Source organism: Streptomyces sp. NPDC127114, from assembly GCF_042677525.1.
Classification (GTDB): Bacteria; Actinomycetota; Actinomycetes; order Streptomycetales; family Streptomycetaceae; genus Streptomyces.
Window position 1 is genome coordinate 45,956 of sequence record NZ_JBHXTJ010000014.1, and the last position, 14,446, is coordinate 60,401.

The 14,446-nt window shown below is 74.1% G+C and carries 15 protein-coding genes and 3 pseudogenes; 9 read left to right on the forward strand and 9 right to left on the reverse strand.

What is annotated here, in order from left to right:
* Window positions 1-183: 183 nt before the first annotated feature.
* Window positions 184-920, reverse strand: a pseudogene (locus ACFVGS_RS16695) (dienelactone hydrolase family protein).
* Window positions 921-1,169: 249 nt separating this feature from the next.
* On the opposite strand from ACFVGS_RS16695, the gene ACFVGS_RS16700 reads away from it, so the two are divergent.
* Window positions 1,170-1,748, forward strand: a complete 579-nt coding sequence (locus tag ACFVGS_RS16700) for a DM13 domain-containing protein (RefSeq protein WP_385692836.1) — start codon at window positions 1,170-1,172, stop codon at window positions 1,746-1,748.
* Here ACFVGS_RS16700 and ACFVGS_RS16705 read toward each other — a convergent pair.
* Window positions 1,735-3,105, reverse strand: a complete 1,371-nt coding sequence (locus tag ACFVGS_RS16705) for a glycosyltransferase 87 family protein (RefSeq protein ID WP_385692837.1) — start codon at window positions 3,103-3,105, stop codon at window positions 1,735-1,737. The genes ACFVGS_RS16700 and ACFVGS_RS16705 overlap by 14 nt on opposite strands.
* Window positions 3,106-3,304: 199 nt before the next feature.
* Here ACFVGS_RS16705 and ACFVGS_RS16710 point away from each other — a divergent pair, with 199 nt between their 5' ends.
* Both ACFVGS_RS16710 and ACFVGS_RS16715 read left to right on the forward strand, forming a co-directional pair.
* Entirely contained in the window at window positions 3,305-4,471 is a 1,167-nt protein-coding gene (locus ACFVGS_RS16710) for a molybdopterin-dependent oxidoreductase (RefSeq protein ID WP_385692838.1), read from the forward strand.
* Window positions 4,468-4,890 (forward strand): hypothetical protein, encoded by a 423-nt coding sequence (locus tag ACFVGS_RS16715; protein WP_385692839.1) that lies wholly within the window; start codon window positions 4,468-4,470, stop codon window positions 4,888-4,890. The genes ACFVGS_RS16710 and ACFVGS_RS16715 overlap by 4 nt, the downstream gene beginning before the upstream one ends.
* Here ACFVGS_RS16715 and ACFVGS_RS16720 read toward each other — a convergent pair.
* From ACFVGS_RS16720 to ACFVGS_RS16730, 3 genes and pseudogenes are all read right to left on the reverse strand, one after another.
* Window positions 4,863-5,528, reverse strand: a complete 666-nt coding sequence (locus tag ACFVGS_RS16720; RefSeq protein ID WP_384406671.1) for a methyltransferase domain-containing protein — start codon at window positions 5,526-5,528, stop codon at window positions 4,863-4,865. The genes ACFVGS_RS16715 and ACFVGS_RS16720 overlap by 28 nt on opposite strands.
* The gene (locus ACFVGS_RS16725) at window positions 5,525-6,157 is read right to left on the reverse strand and encodes a DUF2064 domain-containing protein (RefSeq protein WP_385692840.1); all 633 of its coding nucleotides are present in this window, start codon (window positions 6,155-6,157) and stop codon (window positions 5,525-5,527) included. Before ACFVGS_RS16725 ends, ACFVGS_RS16720 begins: the two co-directional genes overlap by 4 nt.
* A gap of 260 nt (window positions 6,158-6,417) precedes the next feature.
* Window positions 6,418-7,110, reverse strand: a pseudogene (locus ACFVGS_RS16730) (glycosyltransferase family 2 protein); the annotation flags it as partial.
* Window positions 7,111-7,204: 94 nt separating this feature from the next.
* Between ACFVGS_RS16730 and ACFVGS_RS16735 the strand changes: the two are divergent.
* The 4 genes from ACFVGS_RS16735 to ACFVGS_RS16750 all read left to right on the forward strand — a co-directional run bounded on the left by ACFVGS_RS16735 (window position 7,205) and on the right by ACFVGS_RS16750 (window position 10,646).
* The gene (locus tag ACFVGS_RS16735) at window positions 7,205-8,065 is read left to right on the forward strand and encodes a response regulator transcription factor (protein ID WP_385692841.1); all 861 of its coding nucleotides are present in this window, start codon (window positions 7,205-7,207) and stop codon (window positions 8,063-8,065) included.
* A complete protein-coding gene (locus ACFVGS_RS16740) occupies window positions 8,062-9,174 on the forward strand; it encodes a sensor histidine kinase (RefSeq protein ID WP_385692842.1) in 1,113 nt (370 codons plus the stop codon). The genes ACFVGS_RS16735 and ACFVGS_RS16740 overlap by 4 nt, the downstream gene beginning before the upstream one ends.
* 210 nt (window positions 9,175-9,384) lie before the next feature.
* Window positions 9,385-10,062, forward strand: a complete 678-nt coding sequence (locus ACFVGS_RS16745) for a hypothetical protein (protein WP_385692843.1) — start codon at window positions 9,385-9,387, stop codon at window positions 10,060-10,062.
* 53 nt (window positions 10,063-10,115) lie between these two features.
* Window positions 10,116-10,646: a GNAT family N-acetyltransferase gene (locus ACFVGS_RS16750; RefSeq protein WP_384406661.1), complete on the forward strand. Its 531-nt coding sequence runs from the start codon at window positions 10,116-10,118 to the stop codon at window positions 10,644-10,646.
* Here the strand turns inward: ACFVGS_RS16750 and ACFVGS_RS16755 are convergent.
* Together ACFVGS_RS16755 and ACFVGS_RS16760 are read right to left on the reverse strand one after the other, a co-directional pair.
* Complete coding sequence (locus tag ACFVGS_RS16755) at window positions 10,636-11,721, reverse strand: NAD-dependent epimerase/dehydratase family protein (protein WP_385692844.1); 1,086 nt, start codon at window positions 11,719-11,721, stop codon at window positions 10,636-10,638. The genes ACFVGS_RS16750 and ACFVGS_RS16755 overlap by 11 nt on opposite strands.
* Window positions 11,722-11,814: 93 nt before the next feature.
* Window positions 11,815-12,000 carry a hypothetical protein gene (locus ACFVGS_RS16760; RefSeq protein WP_385692935.1) on the reverse strand — a complete coding sequence of 62 codons (186 nt, stop codon included), beginning with the start codon at window positions 11,998-12,000 and terminating at the stop codon, window positions 11,815-11,817.
* Between ACFVGS_RS16760 and ACFVGS_RS16765 the strand changes: the two are divergent.
* A pseudogene (locus tag ACFVGS_RS16765) lies at window positions 11,993-12,100 on the forward strand (response regulator transcription factor); the annotation flags it as partial. The gene ACFVGS_RS16760 and the pseudogene ACFVGS_RS16765 overlap by 8 nt on opposite strands.
* 8 nt (window positions 12,101-12,108) lie before the next feature.
* On the opposite strand, the gene ACFVGS_RS16770 reads toward ACFVGS_RS16765, so the two are convergent.
* Window positions 12,109-12,852 (reverse strand): class I SAM-dependent methyltransferase, encoded by a 744-nt coding sequence (locus ACFVGS_RS16770; protein WP_385692845.1) that lies wholly within the window; start codon window positions 12,850-12,852, stop codon window positions 12,109-12,111.
* A gap of 281 nt (window positions 12,853-13,133) precedes the next feature.
* The gene (locus ACFVGS_RS16775; protein ID WP_385692846.1) at window positions 13,134-13,565 is read right to left on the reverse strand and encodes an Ohr family peroxiredoxin; all 432 of its coding nucleotides are present in this window, start codon (window positions 13,563-13,565) and stop codon (window positions 13,134-13,136) included.
* A 235-nt stretch (window positions 13,566-13,800) separates the two neighbouring features.
* Here ACFVGS_RS16775 and ACFVGS_RS16780 point away from each other — a divergent pair, with 235 nt between their 5' ends.
* Window positions 13,801-14,436 carry a hypothetical protein gene (locus ACFVGS_RS16780; RefSeq protein ID WP_385692847.1) on the forward strand — a complete coding sequence of 212 codons (636 nt, stop codon included), beginning with the start codon at window positions 13,801-13,803 and terminating at the stop codon, window positions 14,434-14,436.
* Window positions 14,437-14,446 lie beyond the last annotated feature (10 nt).

The window sequence follows — 14,446 nt, forward strand, 5'->3', positions numbered from 1 at the left end:
GGGAGCCCGCCGCACGGGCGGCAGGCCGACGGCTCCGGGCGCGTCGCGCCAAGGAGGGAGGGGGCGGCGGCGCGGGGCGGCCGCTGCGTACGCTGCCCGAGTTCACCGGTTCGGCCGGCGGCAGGGAGTCCCCGCGTGACCTTCCGTGTCGACGCTGACCAGTCCTGGCGCCGGGTTGCTGGGTCATGCCCCCCGGTCCTCCGTCACGACAGGCACTCGGCGAGCAGGTCGACGACGTCGCGCCAGGCTCGCCGCGCGTGCTGTGGGTGGTAGCCGACACCGGGGACCGTGGGGTGGTCGACCGGCGGGTGGTGGAAGGCGTGCAAGGCGCCGCCATAGACCGCGAGGCGCCAGTCGACGCCCGCGGCCTGCATCTCAGCGACGAACGCGTCTCGCTGGGAAGGCGGCATGATCGGGTCTTCCGATCCGACCCCGGCCCACACCGGGCAGCGGATGCGCGCCGCCTCGCCCGCCCGGCCCGTGGTCGTCGCGTTGACTGTCCCGATCGCGCGCAGGTTGACGCCGTCTCGCCCGAGCTCCAGCGCGATGGCGCCCCCGGTGCCGTAGCCGATGGCGGCGATCCGGTCGGGGTCGGTCCGAGGCTCGGCGCGTAACTCGTCGAGCGCCGCGTGGCCGATGTGCCGCATCCGGTCGGGATCAGCGAGCAGGGGCATGCAGCGGGCCAGCATCTCGGCGGGGTCAGCCAGATAGCGCCCGCCGTGAAGGTCGAAGGCCAGCGCTACGTATCCCAGCTCGGCGAGAGCATCGGCCCGGCGGCGCTCGACCTCGCTGAGCCCCATGCCCTCTGGTCCGATCAGCACCGCGGGCCGGCGGTCGGCACCGGCCGGGAGCGCGAGGTATCCGATCATCGTCAAACCGTCGGCCGGGTATTCGACCGTACGCGTCGCAATCGTCGTCATGAGTGGGGACTGTAGTGATCGTGGAGCCCGGTCCGGCCGGTGTTCTGCCGCCGGCAGAACACCGCGCTCCCCGCCCACGCCGGATGAGGCGCAGCCTCGCGGGTCGAACCGCAAGTCGTCGATCATTCACGGGACGGCCCTCAGGGAACCGACGTAAGGAAATCGTCATCGCTTGGCCCGGGACGCGCGCCGGGCGGGCGCGTTGAATGGAGGCTCCGCTACTACCAGGAACGATGCAGGGAGAACCGCATGGGCAGGGTGTCACGTCGACGAATCAGCATCGCCGCTCTGGCCGTGGTGGTGCTCGGGCTCGGCGCCGGGCTCTTCTGGTTCCAGCCGTGGAAGCTCTGGGTGGACGAAACCGTGAGCGAGGCCCTGCCCTCCGCTCCGGCGACCGCGCCTTCGGGCACCGCGTCGTCGGGCGCGTCGACGGGCACGGCGCCGACCGGCACCGCCTCGGCCCCGCCGGCCGCACCGCAGGCGGTGGCCTCCGGCGAACTGATCAGCCACGAGCACAGCACCTCCGGCACCGTGAAGATCATCCGTCTCCCCGACGGCACGCACACGCTGCGCCTCGAGAACCTCGACACCAGCAACGGCCCGGACCTCCGCGTGTGGCTGACCGACGCACCGGTGAAGGAGGGCGTGGCCGGCTGGCGCGTCTTCGACGACGGGCGTCACCTGAGCCTGGGCAAGCTCAAGGGCAACAAGGGCGACCAGAACTACGCCCTGCCCGAGGGCACCGACCTCAGCAAGTACACGAGTGTCAGCATCTGGTGCGACCGCTTCGACGTCTCCTTCGGCGCCGCCGAGCTCACCCGCGTCTGACAGCCACGCGGCCGGCCCCGCCGCCGCCCCCGCGGGCGAGGTGCCGGACGCGCGGGTGCCGACGCACCCACCAGCCGCCGCCCACCGCGACCGCCGCCGTCCCGTACGCGGCGGTCACGGCACCGCTCCCGGCCTCCGGGCCCGCGAGGTACGCGACCGCGCCGGCGAAGGCGACGCCGAGCCATTCCCAGCGGCCGTCCAGCGCCACGAGCGCCACGAGCAGCAGGGCGTACCAGGAGTAGCCGGGAGTCAGGAGCAGGAACGCCGTTCCGGTGGTCACCAGGGCGCCCCGCCAGGGCCGTTCGCTGTCTCCGCGCACCACGACGAGGACCGACACCACCGCGAGCACGAGCAGGACGGCGGGCAGGGCCCACGCGTCGGGGAGCACGAGACGCACCAGGGCGTACCTGCCGCCCGCGCCCGCGTCGTCGTAACCCTCCTCCTCGGCGTAGCCGCCGAGATAGCCGAGCACCGAACCGTGCGAGAGCAGGACGTACGGCAGGTACAGCGCGGCGACCGTGACGGCCGCCGGCCCCAGGACCGCCGCCGCCTCGCGCGGGCGCCGTACGCCGGACAGGGCACCCGGCAGAAGCAGCAGCGGCAGCAGCTTGGCCGCGATCGCCAGACCCAGCAGGGCCCCGCCCGCCATCCGCCGTCGCGCCACGACGACCAGGGCACAGACGGCGAACAGCACGGCGAGGACATCCGCGTGGGCGTTGTTCACCCCCTCCACGGGAACGGCCGGACACCACGCCCACCAGGCCGCCCGGCGCGGGTCGCCCCGGCGGCGCAGGGCGAGGACCAGCAGGCCGGTGACGGACAGGGACAGCACGGCTCCGCCGGTCTGGAGCGCCTTGTGGCGGACGCCGGACGGCGAGACGGCGTGGACCAGGAGGAACCAGCCCTCGCCCACCGGCGGATAAATCGTGTGCACCGCGGGCCGGTTGATCCGGGTGCACAGGCCGTCGCCGAGCGGCGCGAGGTCCTGGCCGTGCGCGCAGGCGGCGCGGTCGGGGAAGAGCCACGGATCCCGCAGGCCGGACAGAGCGGGGTCGGCGGGGGCATGGTCGTACGGGGAGACGCCGGCCGCCTGCACCCGGCCGTCCCACGCGTACCGGAACGCGTCCGTGCTGGTGCGCGGGGACGCCACGAGGCCCGTGGCCGTGACCACGACCGCTCCGGCCAGGACCAGCGGGACCGCCGAGCGGGCCGGGACGCGCCGCAGGACTACGACGGCGCCCGCGAACAGGGCCCAGGAGGCCGCGTATCCGGCGAGGAAGCCCGTTCCCGTCACGTCGCTCCGGAGCAGGACCACGAGCGCGGCCGACAGGGCCGCGAGGAGCAGGGCGGCGATCACGACGGCGATACGGGTGGTGGCGCGAGCGGAAGTTGAGGCACGGTGCCGGTGGCGGTGCCGGCTGGGACACGGGAGGCGCGGGTCATGGGCGCAGCGTGTCAGCGAGGCCGGCCGGCCGGTGGGTGACCCGTCGGAGCGTTCGGGTTTCGTAAGGTGTCGGAGCGCCCGCGGGGCCCGCGGCGGCGGTGTCATGGACGGCATGACCTTCCGCATGCCCAGGCCGCGCCTCGCGCCGTCCGCGTTCCGGCCGCCCGCCTTCCACGGCCGACTGCACGACGCCAGGACGGCCACAGCCGTCGGCCGGTGGCTCGGCGCGGCCTTCGCCGTCTGCTTCGTGACGGGGCTCGTCAGCCACTACCTCCAACGGCCGCCGGCCTGGCTGGCCGACCGGCTGCCCACCCGGCCGGTGTGGGGCTACGCGTTCAACCAGGGCCTGCACGTCGCCACCGGTCTGGCCGCGATCGTGCTGCTCCTGGTCAAGCTGTGGGCGGTGTACCCCCGGCTCTTCGTCTGGCCGCCGGTGCGTTCCGTGCGACACGCCCTCGAGCGGCTGTCCGTTGCGCTGCTCGTGGCCTCCGCCGTGTTCGAGCTGTTCACCGGCCTGCTGAACATCGTCGAGTGGTACCCCTGGCCCTTCGCCTTCGTGCCGGTGCACTTCGCCGTCGCCTGGGTGGCGACCGGATCGGTCCTGCTGCACATCGCGGTCAAGGCCCCCGAGATCAGGGACCATTGGGGGCGGCGCTCGACGGGGACCCGCGCCCTGCCCGCCGAGGACGCCGTCGACCGCCGTTCGCTGCTGCTGGCCACGGGCGCGGCGGTCGGCGTGGTGACGCTGACGACGGTCGGTCAGTCCTTCACACCGCTGAAGACGTTCGACCTGCTCGCACCACGCCACCCCGACCACGGACCGCAGGGACTGCCGGTGAACCGCACCGCCGCCGCGGCGGGGGTGACGGCGCGAAGCCTGCGGGAGTGGCGCCTGGAGGTCGCCGGGCCCCGTCCGTACGTCCTCACCCTCGACGCGCTCCGGGCACTGCCGCAGGCCCGCACCCGGCTGCCGATCGCCTGCGTCGAGGGCTGGAGCGTCGACGCCGACTGGGCCGGAGTGCCGGTCCGCGAGCTGGTCGAGCGCGCCGGCGGCCTGCCGGGGACGGCCGCGGTGCGGGTGATCTCGCTGGAAGTGAGCGGCGCCTACCGGGTGACGGAGATGGGCGCCGACTACGCCGCGGACCCGCTGTCGCTCCTCGCCCTCACCCTCAACGGGCAGGCGCTGTCCCTGGACCACGGCTTCCCGGCCCGGATCATCGCGCCCAACCGGCCCGGCGTCCTGCAGACCAAATGGGTGCACCGCCTGGAGGTGCTGTGAGCACGACGAACGTCCTGCGGTACGGAGCCGGCGCCCTCGGCCTCGGCCTGATCGGCCTCGGCGCCTGGCTGGTCGCGGTCGAGCCGGACCCGGCGGGCGTCCTCGCGTGGCTGGTCGGGGCGCTCGTCCTGCACGACGGCATCCTCGCCCCGCTCGTCCTCGCCGCGGGACTGCTGCTCGTCGGACGCCCCCAACGCGGACTGCTGCGCGGGACGCTGGTCGTCGCGGGAAGCGTGGTCCTGGTGACGCTCCCGCTGCTCGTACGGCCGGGAGAGCCCCCGAACCCGTCGGCGCTTCCCCTCCCGTACGCCCGGAACCTCGCGATCGTGCTGGGGGCCGTGGCCGTCGCCGCGGGCGCGCTGCACCTCGTACGACGGTGGCGGGCCCGTCCTCAGCGGCGTACCGCCGAGGACGACTGAGGCACGAGCGAGACGAACGAGCGACCCGCCACGGTCCACCGCTCGGACACGGCCCAGCCCGCCCGCCCGGCGTGCCCGGCCAGCGCGCGGGTGCCCACCCGGGCCCAGCGGAACGGGGCCCCGCGACCGCCCCGGCCGTCGTCGACCCGCACCTCGCAACGCTCGTCGACGTCCACGGGCACGCATTCGGCGAGGACCGTCCCGACGGGGGACACGACCTGACGGAGCCGACGGAGCAGCGCGGCCGGGTCACCGCCGATGCCGATGTTTCCGTCGATCAGCAGGGCCGTGTCCCAGCGGCCTTCGCCCGGTACGGGATCGAAGACCGACCTGCACAGGGCCGAACCGCCCAGCCGCACGGTGTGCGCGACCGCCGCCGGGGCGATGTCGATGCCCAGCGCGCGCCGGCCCCGGGCGGCCAGGGCGGCGACGAGCCGGCCCGGGCCGCAGCCGACGTCGAGCACCGCGCCCCGGCAGCGTTCCAGGACGGAGCGGTCGGCCCGGTCGGGCGCCTCGCACCAGCGTTCCACCTCCAGCGGCAGCAGCCAGCCGTCCGCACGGCGCAGGAAGAGCGGGCCGTGGCCGGCGCGCAGGGCGTCGGCGTACGGGTCGGCACGCCAGTCCGTCGTCGCGGTCACGGGCCCGCTCCGGTGGTCGTGGCGGTCAGCGCCGTGTGCCGTGCGGCGAAACGGGTGCCGGGCGCCCCGGCCGCCACCTGCCGGGCGTCGGCGGCGGTGTCCACGTCCCTCAGGACCGGCAGCATCCCGACGCGCATCCCGGCCGCGCACAGCCGCTCGTACAGGACGGCACCGGTGTCGGGTCTCGACATCGGCACGCCGAGCAACAGGGCCGGGTCGGGGCGGGCCAGCCCGAGGGCCCAGAAGCCGCCGTCCGCCGCGGGGCCGAACCAGGCGTCGTGACACTCCCAGCGGAGGGCGGCGGCGAGCAGCCGCGGGGTGACCTGCGGCGTGTCCATCCCGATCAGCAGGGCGGGCCCGGCGCAGGCGGAGAACGCGGCGGCGAGCCGCTCGTCGAGCCCGCCCGCCGCCTGAGGGACGACGTCGAATCCGGCGGGCAGCCACGGCCCCGGCGCGCCGTCGAGGACCAGCACGTGGCGGCCGGCCGGGACCTGAGCCGCGGCGTCCAGGGTGTCGACCAACGCCGCCTCGGCGAGGGAGGCGGCCTCCTCGGGGCTGAACGGCGGCGTGAGCCGGGTCTTCACCCGGCCGGGCAGCGGCTGCTTGGCGATGACGAGCAGGGCCGTCACGGGCGTCCTCCGCCGGTCGGCCGGTCCTTGGGCGGGGATGACGGTGCGGACGTGGCTTCGTCTGGGGACGGGGACGGGGACCGTGACGCGGACGCGGATTCGCCTGTCGGCGGGGACGGTGGTGCGGAGGCGGATCGGTCCGTCGGCGGGGACCCGGCTTCGGACGCTGCTGCGAACGTCGGCGTGGGCGCTGACGTCGACGCGGGCGCCGCTGCGGACATCGGCAGGGGGACGGACGACGACGCGGACGTCTCCGCCGCCTCGGCGAGGACCTTGCGCATGTCGTGTACGGCCTGCCACGTCCCCTTCCACGTGCCGGTGACCTTCGACCGGCCCGAGCGGGGCAGATACGGTACGTCGACCTCGCGCACCCGCCACCCCGCGTCCGCGGCCCGTACGACCGTCTGCAGGGGGTAACCGCTGCGGCGGTCGGTGAGTTCGAGGCCGAGAAGCGCCTCGCGGCGGGCGGCCCGCATCGGACCGAGGTCGCGCAGCCGCAGTCCGGTGCGCCGGCGCAGCAGCCAGGACAGCGCGAGGTTCCCGGCCCGGGCATGGGCAGGCCAGACGCCGCGTCCGGCGGGTCGGCGGCGGCCGAGGACCAGTTCGGCGGAGCCGTCGGCCACCGTACGGACGAGCCCGGGCAGCAGGCCGGGGTCGAGAGAGGCGTCGCAGTCGCAGAAGCAGACGAACTCGGCGTCGGCGGCGAGCAGTCCCGCGTGGCAGGCGGAGCCGAAGCCGCGCCGGGGCTCGTGGACGACGGTGGCGCCCAGCCGCCGGGCGAGCGCGGCGGATCCGTCGGCGGAGCCGTTGTCGACGACGATGGCCCGCCAGCCGGCGGGGATGCGGGAGAGGACCCAGGGCAGCGCCTCGGCCTCGTCGAGACAGGGAAGGACGACGTCTGCGGTCACGGTCTTGGGTGTCACGGGACCCACCGTAGGAAGCGCGGGGCGCATCGAGGCTCCGGAAGTCCTTACGAAACGCGGACATCACTCCCGGCGCTCCGGGGCGCCCGTGACCGTCGCACCGGTGGATGCGACGCTGTGCGGCATGAGCGAGAGCGGAGGCCCGGAAAGCCGGGCACGGATCCTGGTGGTGGACGACGACCCGACGGTGGCCGAGGTGGTCACCGGCTACCTGGAGCGGGCCGGGTTCGCCGTCGAGCAGGCCGCCGACGGTCCCGACGCGTTGCGCAGAGCCGGGGAACGACGGCCGGAGCTGGTCGTGCTCGACCTCATGCTGCCGGGCCTGGACGGCCTGGAGGTGTGCCGGCGGCTCCGTGCACAAGGACCTGTGCCCGTGATCATGCTGACCGCGCGGGGCGACGAGGAGGACCGGATCACGGGCCTGGAGGTGGGCGCGGACGACTACGTCACCAAGCCGTTCAGCCCGCGCGAACTGGTGCTGCGCGTGGAGTCCGTGCTGCGCCGGAGCCGGGCGTCGGCCGGTGCCGCGGCCCGGCCGGTACTGCGGTCCGGGGACCTCGTCGTGGACCCGGCGACCCGCCGTGCCACCCGCGCGGGAAGCGAACTCGCCCTCACTCTGAGGGAGTTCGACCTCCTGTCGTACTTCCTGGAGCACCCGGGAGCGGCGCACGCCCGTGAGGACCTGATGCGGCGGGTGTGGGGCTGGGACTTCGGCGACCTTTCCACGGTGACCGTCCACGTCCGTCGGCTTCGCGCCAAGATCGAGGAGGACCCGGCCAGGCCGAGGCTGATCCAGACGGTGTGGGGAGTCGGCTACCGCTTCGAGCCGGAGCCGGAGCCGGAGCCGGAGCCGGAGCCGGGGCAGGGGCAGGCGATTGCGGAGGGTCCGGGGCCCCAGGGGACGGGGCACGCCGGCGGGCCGGGGCGCGCGGAGGGCGCCGCGGGGTCCGCGGAGGGTCCGGGGCGCGCGGAGGGCGCTGCGTGAAGGACGTCCTGCTCATCGCCGCGTTCGCCCTCGCCGGCGCCGTGTGCGCGGGCCTCGCGGGAGTGGTCGTCCTGCGCCTCGTCCGCCACCGCTCGGTCGCCGTCTCGCTGACCGTGGTCGCCGCCGTCACCGTCACGGCGATGCTCGCCGGTACCCTCGCCGTCGCCCAGGCCATGTTCCTGTCGCCGCACGACCTATGGGTGGTGACCGTCGTCGCCGCGATGGCCGCGCTCGTGTCGCTCGGCACCGCCCTCGTGCTCGGCAGGTGGGTCGTCGCCCGGAGCCGGGCACTCGCCCGCGCCGCACGCGACTTCGGCGACGGCGGCAGCTTCTCCGCCCCCGACGGCGCCGCCACCGCCGAACTCGCCACGCTCACCCGGGAACTGGCCGCCACCAGCGCCAAGCTCGAGGCGTCCAGGGCCCGCGAACGCTCGCTGGAGGCGTCGCGCCGCGAGCTCGTCGCGTGGATCTCGCACGACCTGCGCACCCCGCTCGCCGGGCTGCGGGTCATGGCGGAGGCACTGGAGGACGGCGTGGCCACCGATCCCGCCCGCTACCACCGGCAGATCCGCACCGAGGTCGAGCGCCTGACCGGCATGGTCAGCGACCTCTTCGAGCTCTCGCGCATCCACGCGGGCGCCCTCGCCCTCAGCCCGAGCCGTGTCTCCGTCTACGACCTGGTCGGCGACGCCCTCAGCGGTGCCGACCCCCTCGCCCGCGAGCACGGGGTGCGCCTGGTCGGGCAGCACGTCGAGGCCGTTCCCGTGGAGGTCGACGGCAAGGAGATGACCCGCGTCCTCGCCAACCTCCTCGGCAACGCCATCCGCCACACCCCCGCCGACGGCACGGTCGCCGTCACCGCCGAACGCCGCGACGACGCCGTCGTCCTTTCCGTCACCGACGGCTGCGGCGGCATCCCCGACGCGGACCTTCCCCGCGTCTTCGACACCGGCTGGCGCGGCACCGAGGCACGCACCCCACCGGCCGGCGCCGGCCTCGGCCTCGCGATCGTCCGCGGCATCGTCGAGGCCCACGCGGGCCGCGCGGAGGTGCGCAACGTCCCCGGCGGCTGCCGCTTCGAGGTCACCCTGCCCGCCGCCGCGGGCTGAAAGACAGGGGTCTTCCCGGAATTCGGTGCTGAGTCGGCGTGCCACTACCCCGGGGCGGACACGGCCAGGGCCGCCGCGCCCAGCGCGCCGAGCACGCCGCCCTGGCCTGGCAGCGTTCGGCTCTGCCCTTGCGTTCGGCACCCGCCCCGGGGAGAGTTTCGCGGACGCCGTTCGGGGCGAAGTCGTGGGAGCAGAGGCAGAGAGATGTGCGTGGTGGACGCGGAGGTCAAAGAGGCTGCCGTTGCTCGGTTCCTCCGCGAATATCCGCAGGTGGAGCGAGCTGCATGCGACCACCCCGCGTTGCTGGGCTGCACGGATGTCGACTGGTCACGGATCCCCGGCTGCCCGGCCGGGATCCCGGTCCTGCTCCGCGGTCTCCTGGATGAGGTGGCCGGCCCTGCGGCTCTCCCCGTACTGGAGAACGTCCTGATGAACAGCGTCTTCCACGTGAGCGCCGTGATGCCGGCCGTTCTGCCCTTCCTCATCCGCCTGGCAGCCGTCCCTGACATCCCGGTGCGCTCCGACCTGCTAGAACTCTTGGTCCTCGCCGCGGATCTTTCTCTGCCCGTCGACGCCGACGATGAACGCCAGGTGCTGCTGTTCGGGAAGGACTCCGATCACCCGGAACGCGAGTGGTGCAGGGCCGCCTTCACCGCACACGCCTCCGACCTGCGCGCGTTGCTGGACGAGGGGACCCTTCCGGACGGACTGATCGGCGTGGACGACCGCGAGTGTCTGCTCAGGGCTGTGGAACCGCAGGGGTGTCCCATGCCCTGCGCGCCGTCCTCTCCGCCTTCACCCACTACTGCTCCGCCGACGAGGTCCGGCGCGGGACGGCTCGACGACATCGCCCACATGCTGCGTGCCCGAGCGCCGAAGGAAGCGTGACCGGCCGGGATATTCGCTGGCAGCCGCGGGCCGGCGGTGGTCATACTGCCGCGATGGATCCGGTGACTCTTGAGACCGACCGTCTGGTGCTTCGGGCCTTCACCCCTGCCGACGTGGATGCGGTGTACGAGGCCTGCCAGGACGAGGACATCCAGTTCTACACCCCGGTGCCGGTGCCGTACCGGCGTGCGGACGCGGAGGACCTCGTCGGCGAGAAGCTGCCCGCCCAGTGGGCCGAGGACAGGGATTACACCCTCGGGGCCTTCCGCAAGGACACCGGCGCCCTGGTCGGTTCGTACTGCCTGACCCTCATCAGCCGCGGTGTCTGGGAGCTCGGCTACTGGGCGGTCAAGGAGCAGCGCGGGCTCGGCTATACGGTGGAGGCCGCCCGGGCCCTGTGCGACTGGGGTTGGGCCACCCTCGACGTCCACCGCATCGAGTGGTGGGCCATGGTCGGCAACACCGGCTCGCGTGCCGTCGCCGAGAAGCTCGGCTTCACCGTCGAAGGCACACTGCGCCGTCGCAGCATCACCAACGACGGCAAGCCGCACGACTGGTGGGTGGGCGGACTGCTCAGGCCCTGATCCCCGCCGTCAGCGCCGAGGCCCGCTGCCCGGCGCGGGCGAACTCGGCCATGCCCTCGTCGAAGCCGATCGCCGGCCGCCAGCCGAGGTCGCGCCGCAGCCGCGACGAGTCCGCGGTGACGTGCCGGACGTCCCCCAGCCGGAACTCGCCGGTCACCACCGGCTCCGGGCCGCCGTGCGCCCGCGCGAGCGCCGTCGCCATCTCGCCCACCGTGTGGGGCTCCCCGCTGCCGGCGTTGTACGGGGTGAGGGCGCCGGGCGGCAGTCCGGCAGCGGCCTCCATGGTGGCCTCCAGGGCGAGCACGTTGGCCGCGGCGACGTCCCGGACGTGCACGAAGTCCCGTCGCTGTCCGCCGTCCTCGAACACGCGGGGCGCCTCGCCGCGGGCGAGTGCCGAGCGGAACAGCGAGGCCACACCGGCGTACGGGGTGTCCCGGGGCATGCCCGGCCCGTACACGTTGTGGTAGCGCAGCGACACCGCCGTCCCGCCGACGGCCCGGGCCCACGCCGACGACAGGTACTCCTGGGCGAGCTTGGTGGTGGCGTACACGTTGCGGGGGTCGGCCGGCGCGTCCTCCCCGACCAGACCCGGCACGAGTGCGGCGCCGCACGCGGGGCACCGCGGTTCGAAGCGGCCCGCGACCAGGTCCTCGGGGCGGCGCGCGCCCGGCCGGACCAGGCCGTGCCGCGGGCACTCGTACCGGCCCTCGCCGTACACCACCATCGAGCCCGCGAGGACCAGTCGCCGCACGCCCGCCTCCGCCATCTGCGACAGGAGCACGGCCGTGCCGAGGTCGTTGCAGCCCACGTAGTCGGGGGCGTCGGCGAAGTCCTTGCCGAGGCCGACCATCGCGGCCTGGTGGCAGACCGCGTCGACTCCGGCCAGGGCCGCCCGGACGGCCGTCGCGTCCCTGACGTCGGCGTGGGTGAGGCCGACGGGCGAAGGCTCGGGCACGGTGGCGTGTGCGCCGGGCAGCAGCGCGTCGAGGACCACGGGTTCGTGGCCCGCGGCGAGCAGCGCCGAGACGATGTGCGAGCCGATGAACCCGGCTCCTCCGGTGACGAGAACGCGCATGCCCTGCACGCTACGGAAAGGGCGCGGGCGGCAGGGCGATCCGCGCCGCGCCGTAAGACTTCCGTCAGCCCCTCGGGCTCCGCCGAACGGGAATCACGCGTCGCGCAGGCGCAGCAGCACGCCGCCGCCGAGCAGGGCTGCCGCCGCCCACGCGGCGAGGACGCCGAGGCCTGCCCACGGGCCGATGGGCAGCTTGTCGAGGTGGGCGGTGGACTGCACGGCGAGGCCGGCGGTCATCGGGGCGATCTGCTGCAGATGGCGCTGCCATTGCCGCGGCATGGTCCTGATGCTGACCGCGGCCGACGCACCCGGTGACCGGGTCGCCGGACTGGTCATGGGAGCCGACGACTACCTCGCCAAGCCCTTCCACTTCCCCGAACCGTACGGTCAGGGGCGGAGGGCCACCACCACGGTCGTCGCATAAGGCTCGTCCAGCAGACCGGGGAAGTGCCGTGTGAGCTGCGCCCGTTCCGCGGCGAGGAAGGCAGCCGCCTCGGACGCGTCGAGCATGATGACGGCCGAGTGCGTGGCCAGCTTCGCGAGGTGGAAGTCGACGGTGACGCGGCGCGACCAGCGGAGCGTGCGCTTCCGCCAGGAGAGTTCGGCCGGGGTGCGCACGTCGGAGATGAAGCAGCCGGGACCGAACCACTTCTCGATCCGCGCTCGCTGATCGGCCACCCAGGGTACGGACGGGTCGGGGTCGTTCCACATCAGCGCGAGCGCGCCTCCCGGGCGCAGGGCGCGCAGGGCGGACGGGACGGCGCGGGCGGGGTCGGTCCAGTGCCAGGACTGGGCGTACGTGACGAGGTCGAGCGAGCCGTCGGCGAGCGGCAGCCGGTTGCCGTCCCCGCGTACGAGCGGAATCCCGGGCAGCTCGCCGCGGAACTGCGCCGCCATCGCGGCGCCCGGCTCCACCCCCACCACCCTGGCCCCGCGCTCGTGCAGGGCACGAGCGGCGATCCCGGTACCGGTGCCCACGTCGGCGACCCGGGCCCCGGCGAGCGGCCGACCGCTGAACTCCTCCACCGTCTTGAAGGCGGCGCCGGGGTACCGGGGGCGATAGGCGTCATAGGCGCGCGCGGCTCGGCCGAAGGCCAGAGCGCGAGTCGGCGGGGGAGTCTCGGAGGCCATGCCCCGACTATTCCGCGCGCCCGGGCCTCCTGGACAGGGCGCGTCTTCGGCCACGGCGGTTTCAGGTGAAGCTGCGAGCTCCGGGGCCGTATCCGAACAGCACTGCTGTTTCCGTCCAGTCCCAGATGTGTGCGGCGGTTGGCTGTTCGCGTTCGGCGAGGGCGGGCCGTCGCCCGCCGGCCGTGGCCGCCGAAACGGTGCCGGGAGCGGCAGTGGGAGCGGAGCGGGCGAGGGGGGTCGGGACTGAACGAGGCACGGGGCGGGGGCGGTTCAGGGGTGCGTCAGGCGGCGGTGCCGGAGGCGTTGAGCGTGACGGGGATGTTGTCGCGGGTGGCCTTGGAGTACGGGCAGATCTGGTGGGCGGCTTCCGCGAGTTCCTTGGCGGTCGCCTGGTTCACGCCGCCGAGGACGGGGCTGAGGACCGCGGCGAGCGAGAACTCGCCGTCGTCGCCGTGGATGAGCGTGATCTCGGCGGTGATGGTGGTGCTGCCGAGCCGGATCCTGCGGGTCGAGGCGGCGCGGCGCAGGGCGCCGAGGAAGCAGGCGGCCCAGCCGGCGGCCAGCAGCTGCTCCGGGTTGGTCGCGTCCCCCGCCCCGCCGAACTCCTTCGGAATGGCGAGCCGGGTCTCCAGGAGACCGTCGGCGGAGCGCACGCGACCGCCGTTGCGGCCCTCTCCGTCGACTTCGATGTGAGCGGTGTAGGTGACTGCCATGGCTCGTACTCCCAGTTCGGATCGAAGGCTTCTCACACGACCTCAAGCCCGGGACACGTCGCAGTTCCCTTGCGTCACCGGTTGAAGCGGTGACGCCATGATGGCCGCCACGCCCGTCACCGGTCAAGAGGGTGACGATGTCTCTCGCCTTCACAGAGGGTTCGACAGGCCCCGCTCTGCCGGGTGATGGCCGACGCCGCCGAAACTGTCAGTGCCGGTGGCTAGCCTCCGGCTCATGGGATTCATGAGCGCCTGGGGCATCAGTGCCCACCCCGACACCGTCATGGCGGAATTGGCCCTCCGCCTGCTCCCGGCGATGGAGGCGGACCGTACGACCCCGGGCGCGCAGGAGCGCTGGCACGCCTGGCAGCGGGCACCGCTTCCCGACCACCGCACCTGGTACGCCGCCGGACGGCTCGGGTCCGCGGAAGAGGACGCGATCGAGTCCTTCCGGGAATTGACGACGCCAGGAAGTCATGTCGACAGGCTCTGCGACGGCGTCGCGGACCCGGACTTCTACGTCGTCGACGACGTGTGGGTCGGGCGGGACCTCGGCCACATCTTCGTCTCCGTGCATTCCAAGGACTACGCGGTCGCCTCCCTCTTCCAGTCCCTCGGCCCCGCCCGCGCCGCCCTGCTGCCCGGCTGGTGCGGGAATTTCGTCCTCACCGCGGCCGAGGTGCGCGAGGCCCTTCCCCGCGTCGAGGCGGCCTTCGCCTTCACGCCTGCCGAGCGGGCCGCCGCGGAGGGCAGGGACTGGCTCTACTACGGCGCGGACGAGGAGAGCGTCCTCGACGGCCCGCCGCGTGTCTGGCGCAACGCCGCCCGCGACGGCCTCGGGCTCTGCGCCGTCGCGCTGCATCTCACGTGACCCGCGGCTC

What these genes read in the sequence shown, in the direction of transcription:
- ACFVGS_RS16700 (WP_385692836.1), top strand. Translation starts at nt 1,170, where the DNA reads ATGGGCAGGGTGTCACGTCGACGAATCAGCATCGCCGCTCTGGCCGTG.
- ACFVGS_RS16710 (WP_385692838.1), top strand. Translation starts at nt 3,305, where the DNA reads ATGACCTTCCGCATGCCCAGGCCGCGCCTCGCGCCGTCCGCGTTCCGG.
- ACFVGS_RS16735 (WP_385692841.1), top strand. Translation starts at nt 7,205, where the DNA reads ATGAGCGAGAGCGGAGGCCCGGAAAGCCGGGCACGGATCCTGGTGGTG.
- ACFVGS_RS16750 (WP_384406661.1), top strand. Translation starts at nt 10,116, where the DNA reads ATGGATCCGGTGACTCTTGAGACCGACCGTCTGGTGCTTCGGGCCTTC.
- ACFVGS_RS16755 (WP_385692844.1), bottom strand. Translation starts at nt 11,721, where the DNA reads ATGCGCGTTCTCGTCACCGGAGGAGCCGGGTTCATCGGCTCGCACATC.
- ACFVGS_RS16760 (WP_385692935.1), bottom strand. Translation starts at nt 12,000, where the DNA reads ATGCCGCGGCAATGGCAGCGCCATCTGCAGCAGATCGCCCCGATGACC.
- ACFVGS_RS16770 (WP_385692845.1), bottom strand. Translation starts at nt 12,852, where the DNA reads ATGGCCTCCGAGACTCCCCCGCCGACTCGCGCTCTGGCCTTCGGCCGA.
- ACFVGS_RS16775 (WP_385692846.1), bottom strand. Translation starts at nt 13,565, where the DNA reads ATGGCAGTCACCTACACCGCTCACATCGAAGTCGACGGAGAGGGCCGC.
- ACFVGS_RS16780 (WP_385692847.1), top strand. Translation starts at nt 13,801, where the DNA reads ATGGGATTCATGAGCGCCTGGGGCATCAGTGCCCACCCCGACACCGTC.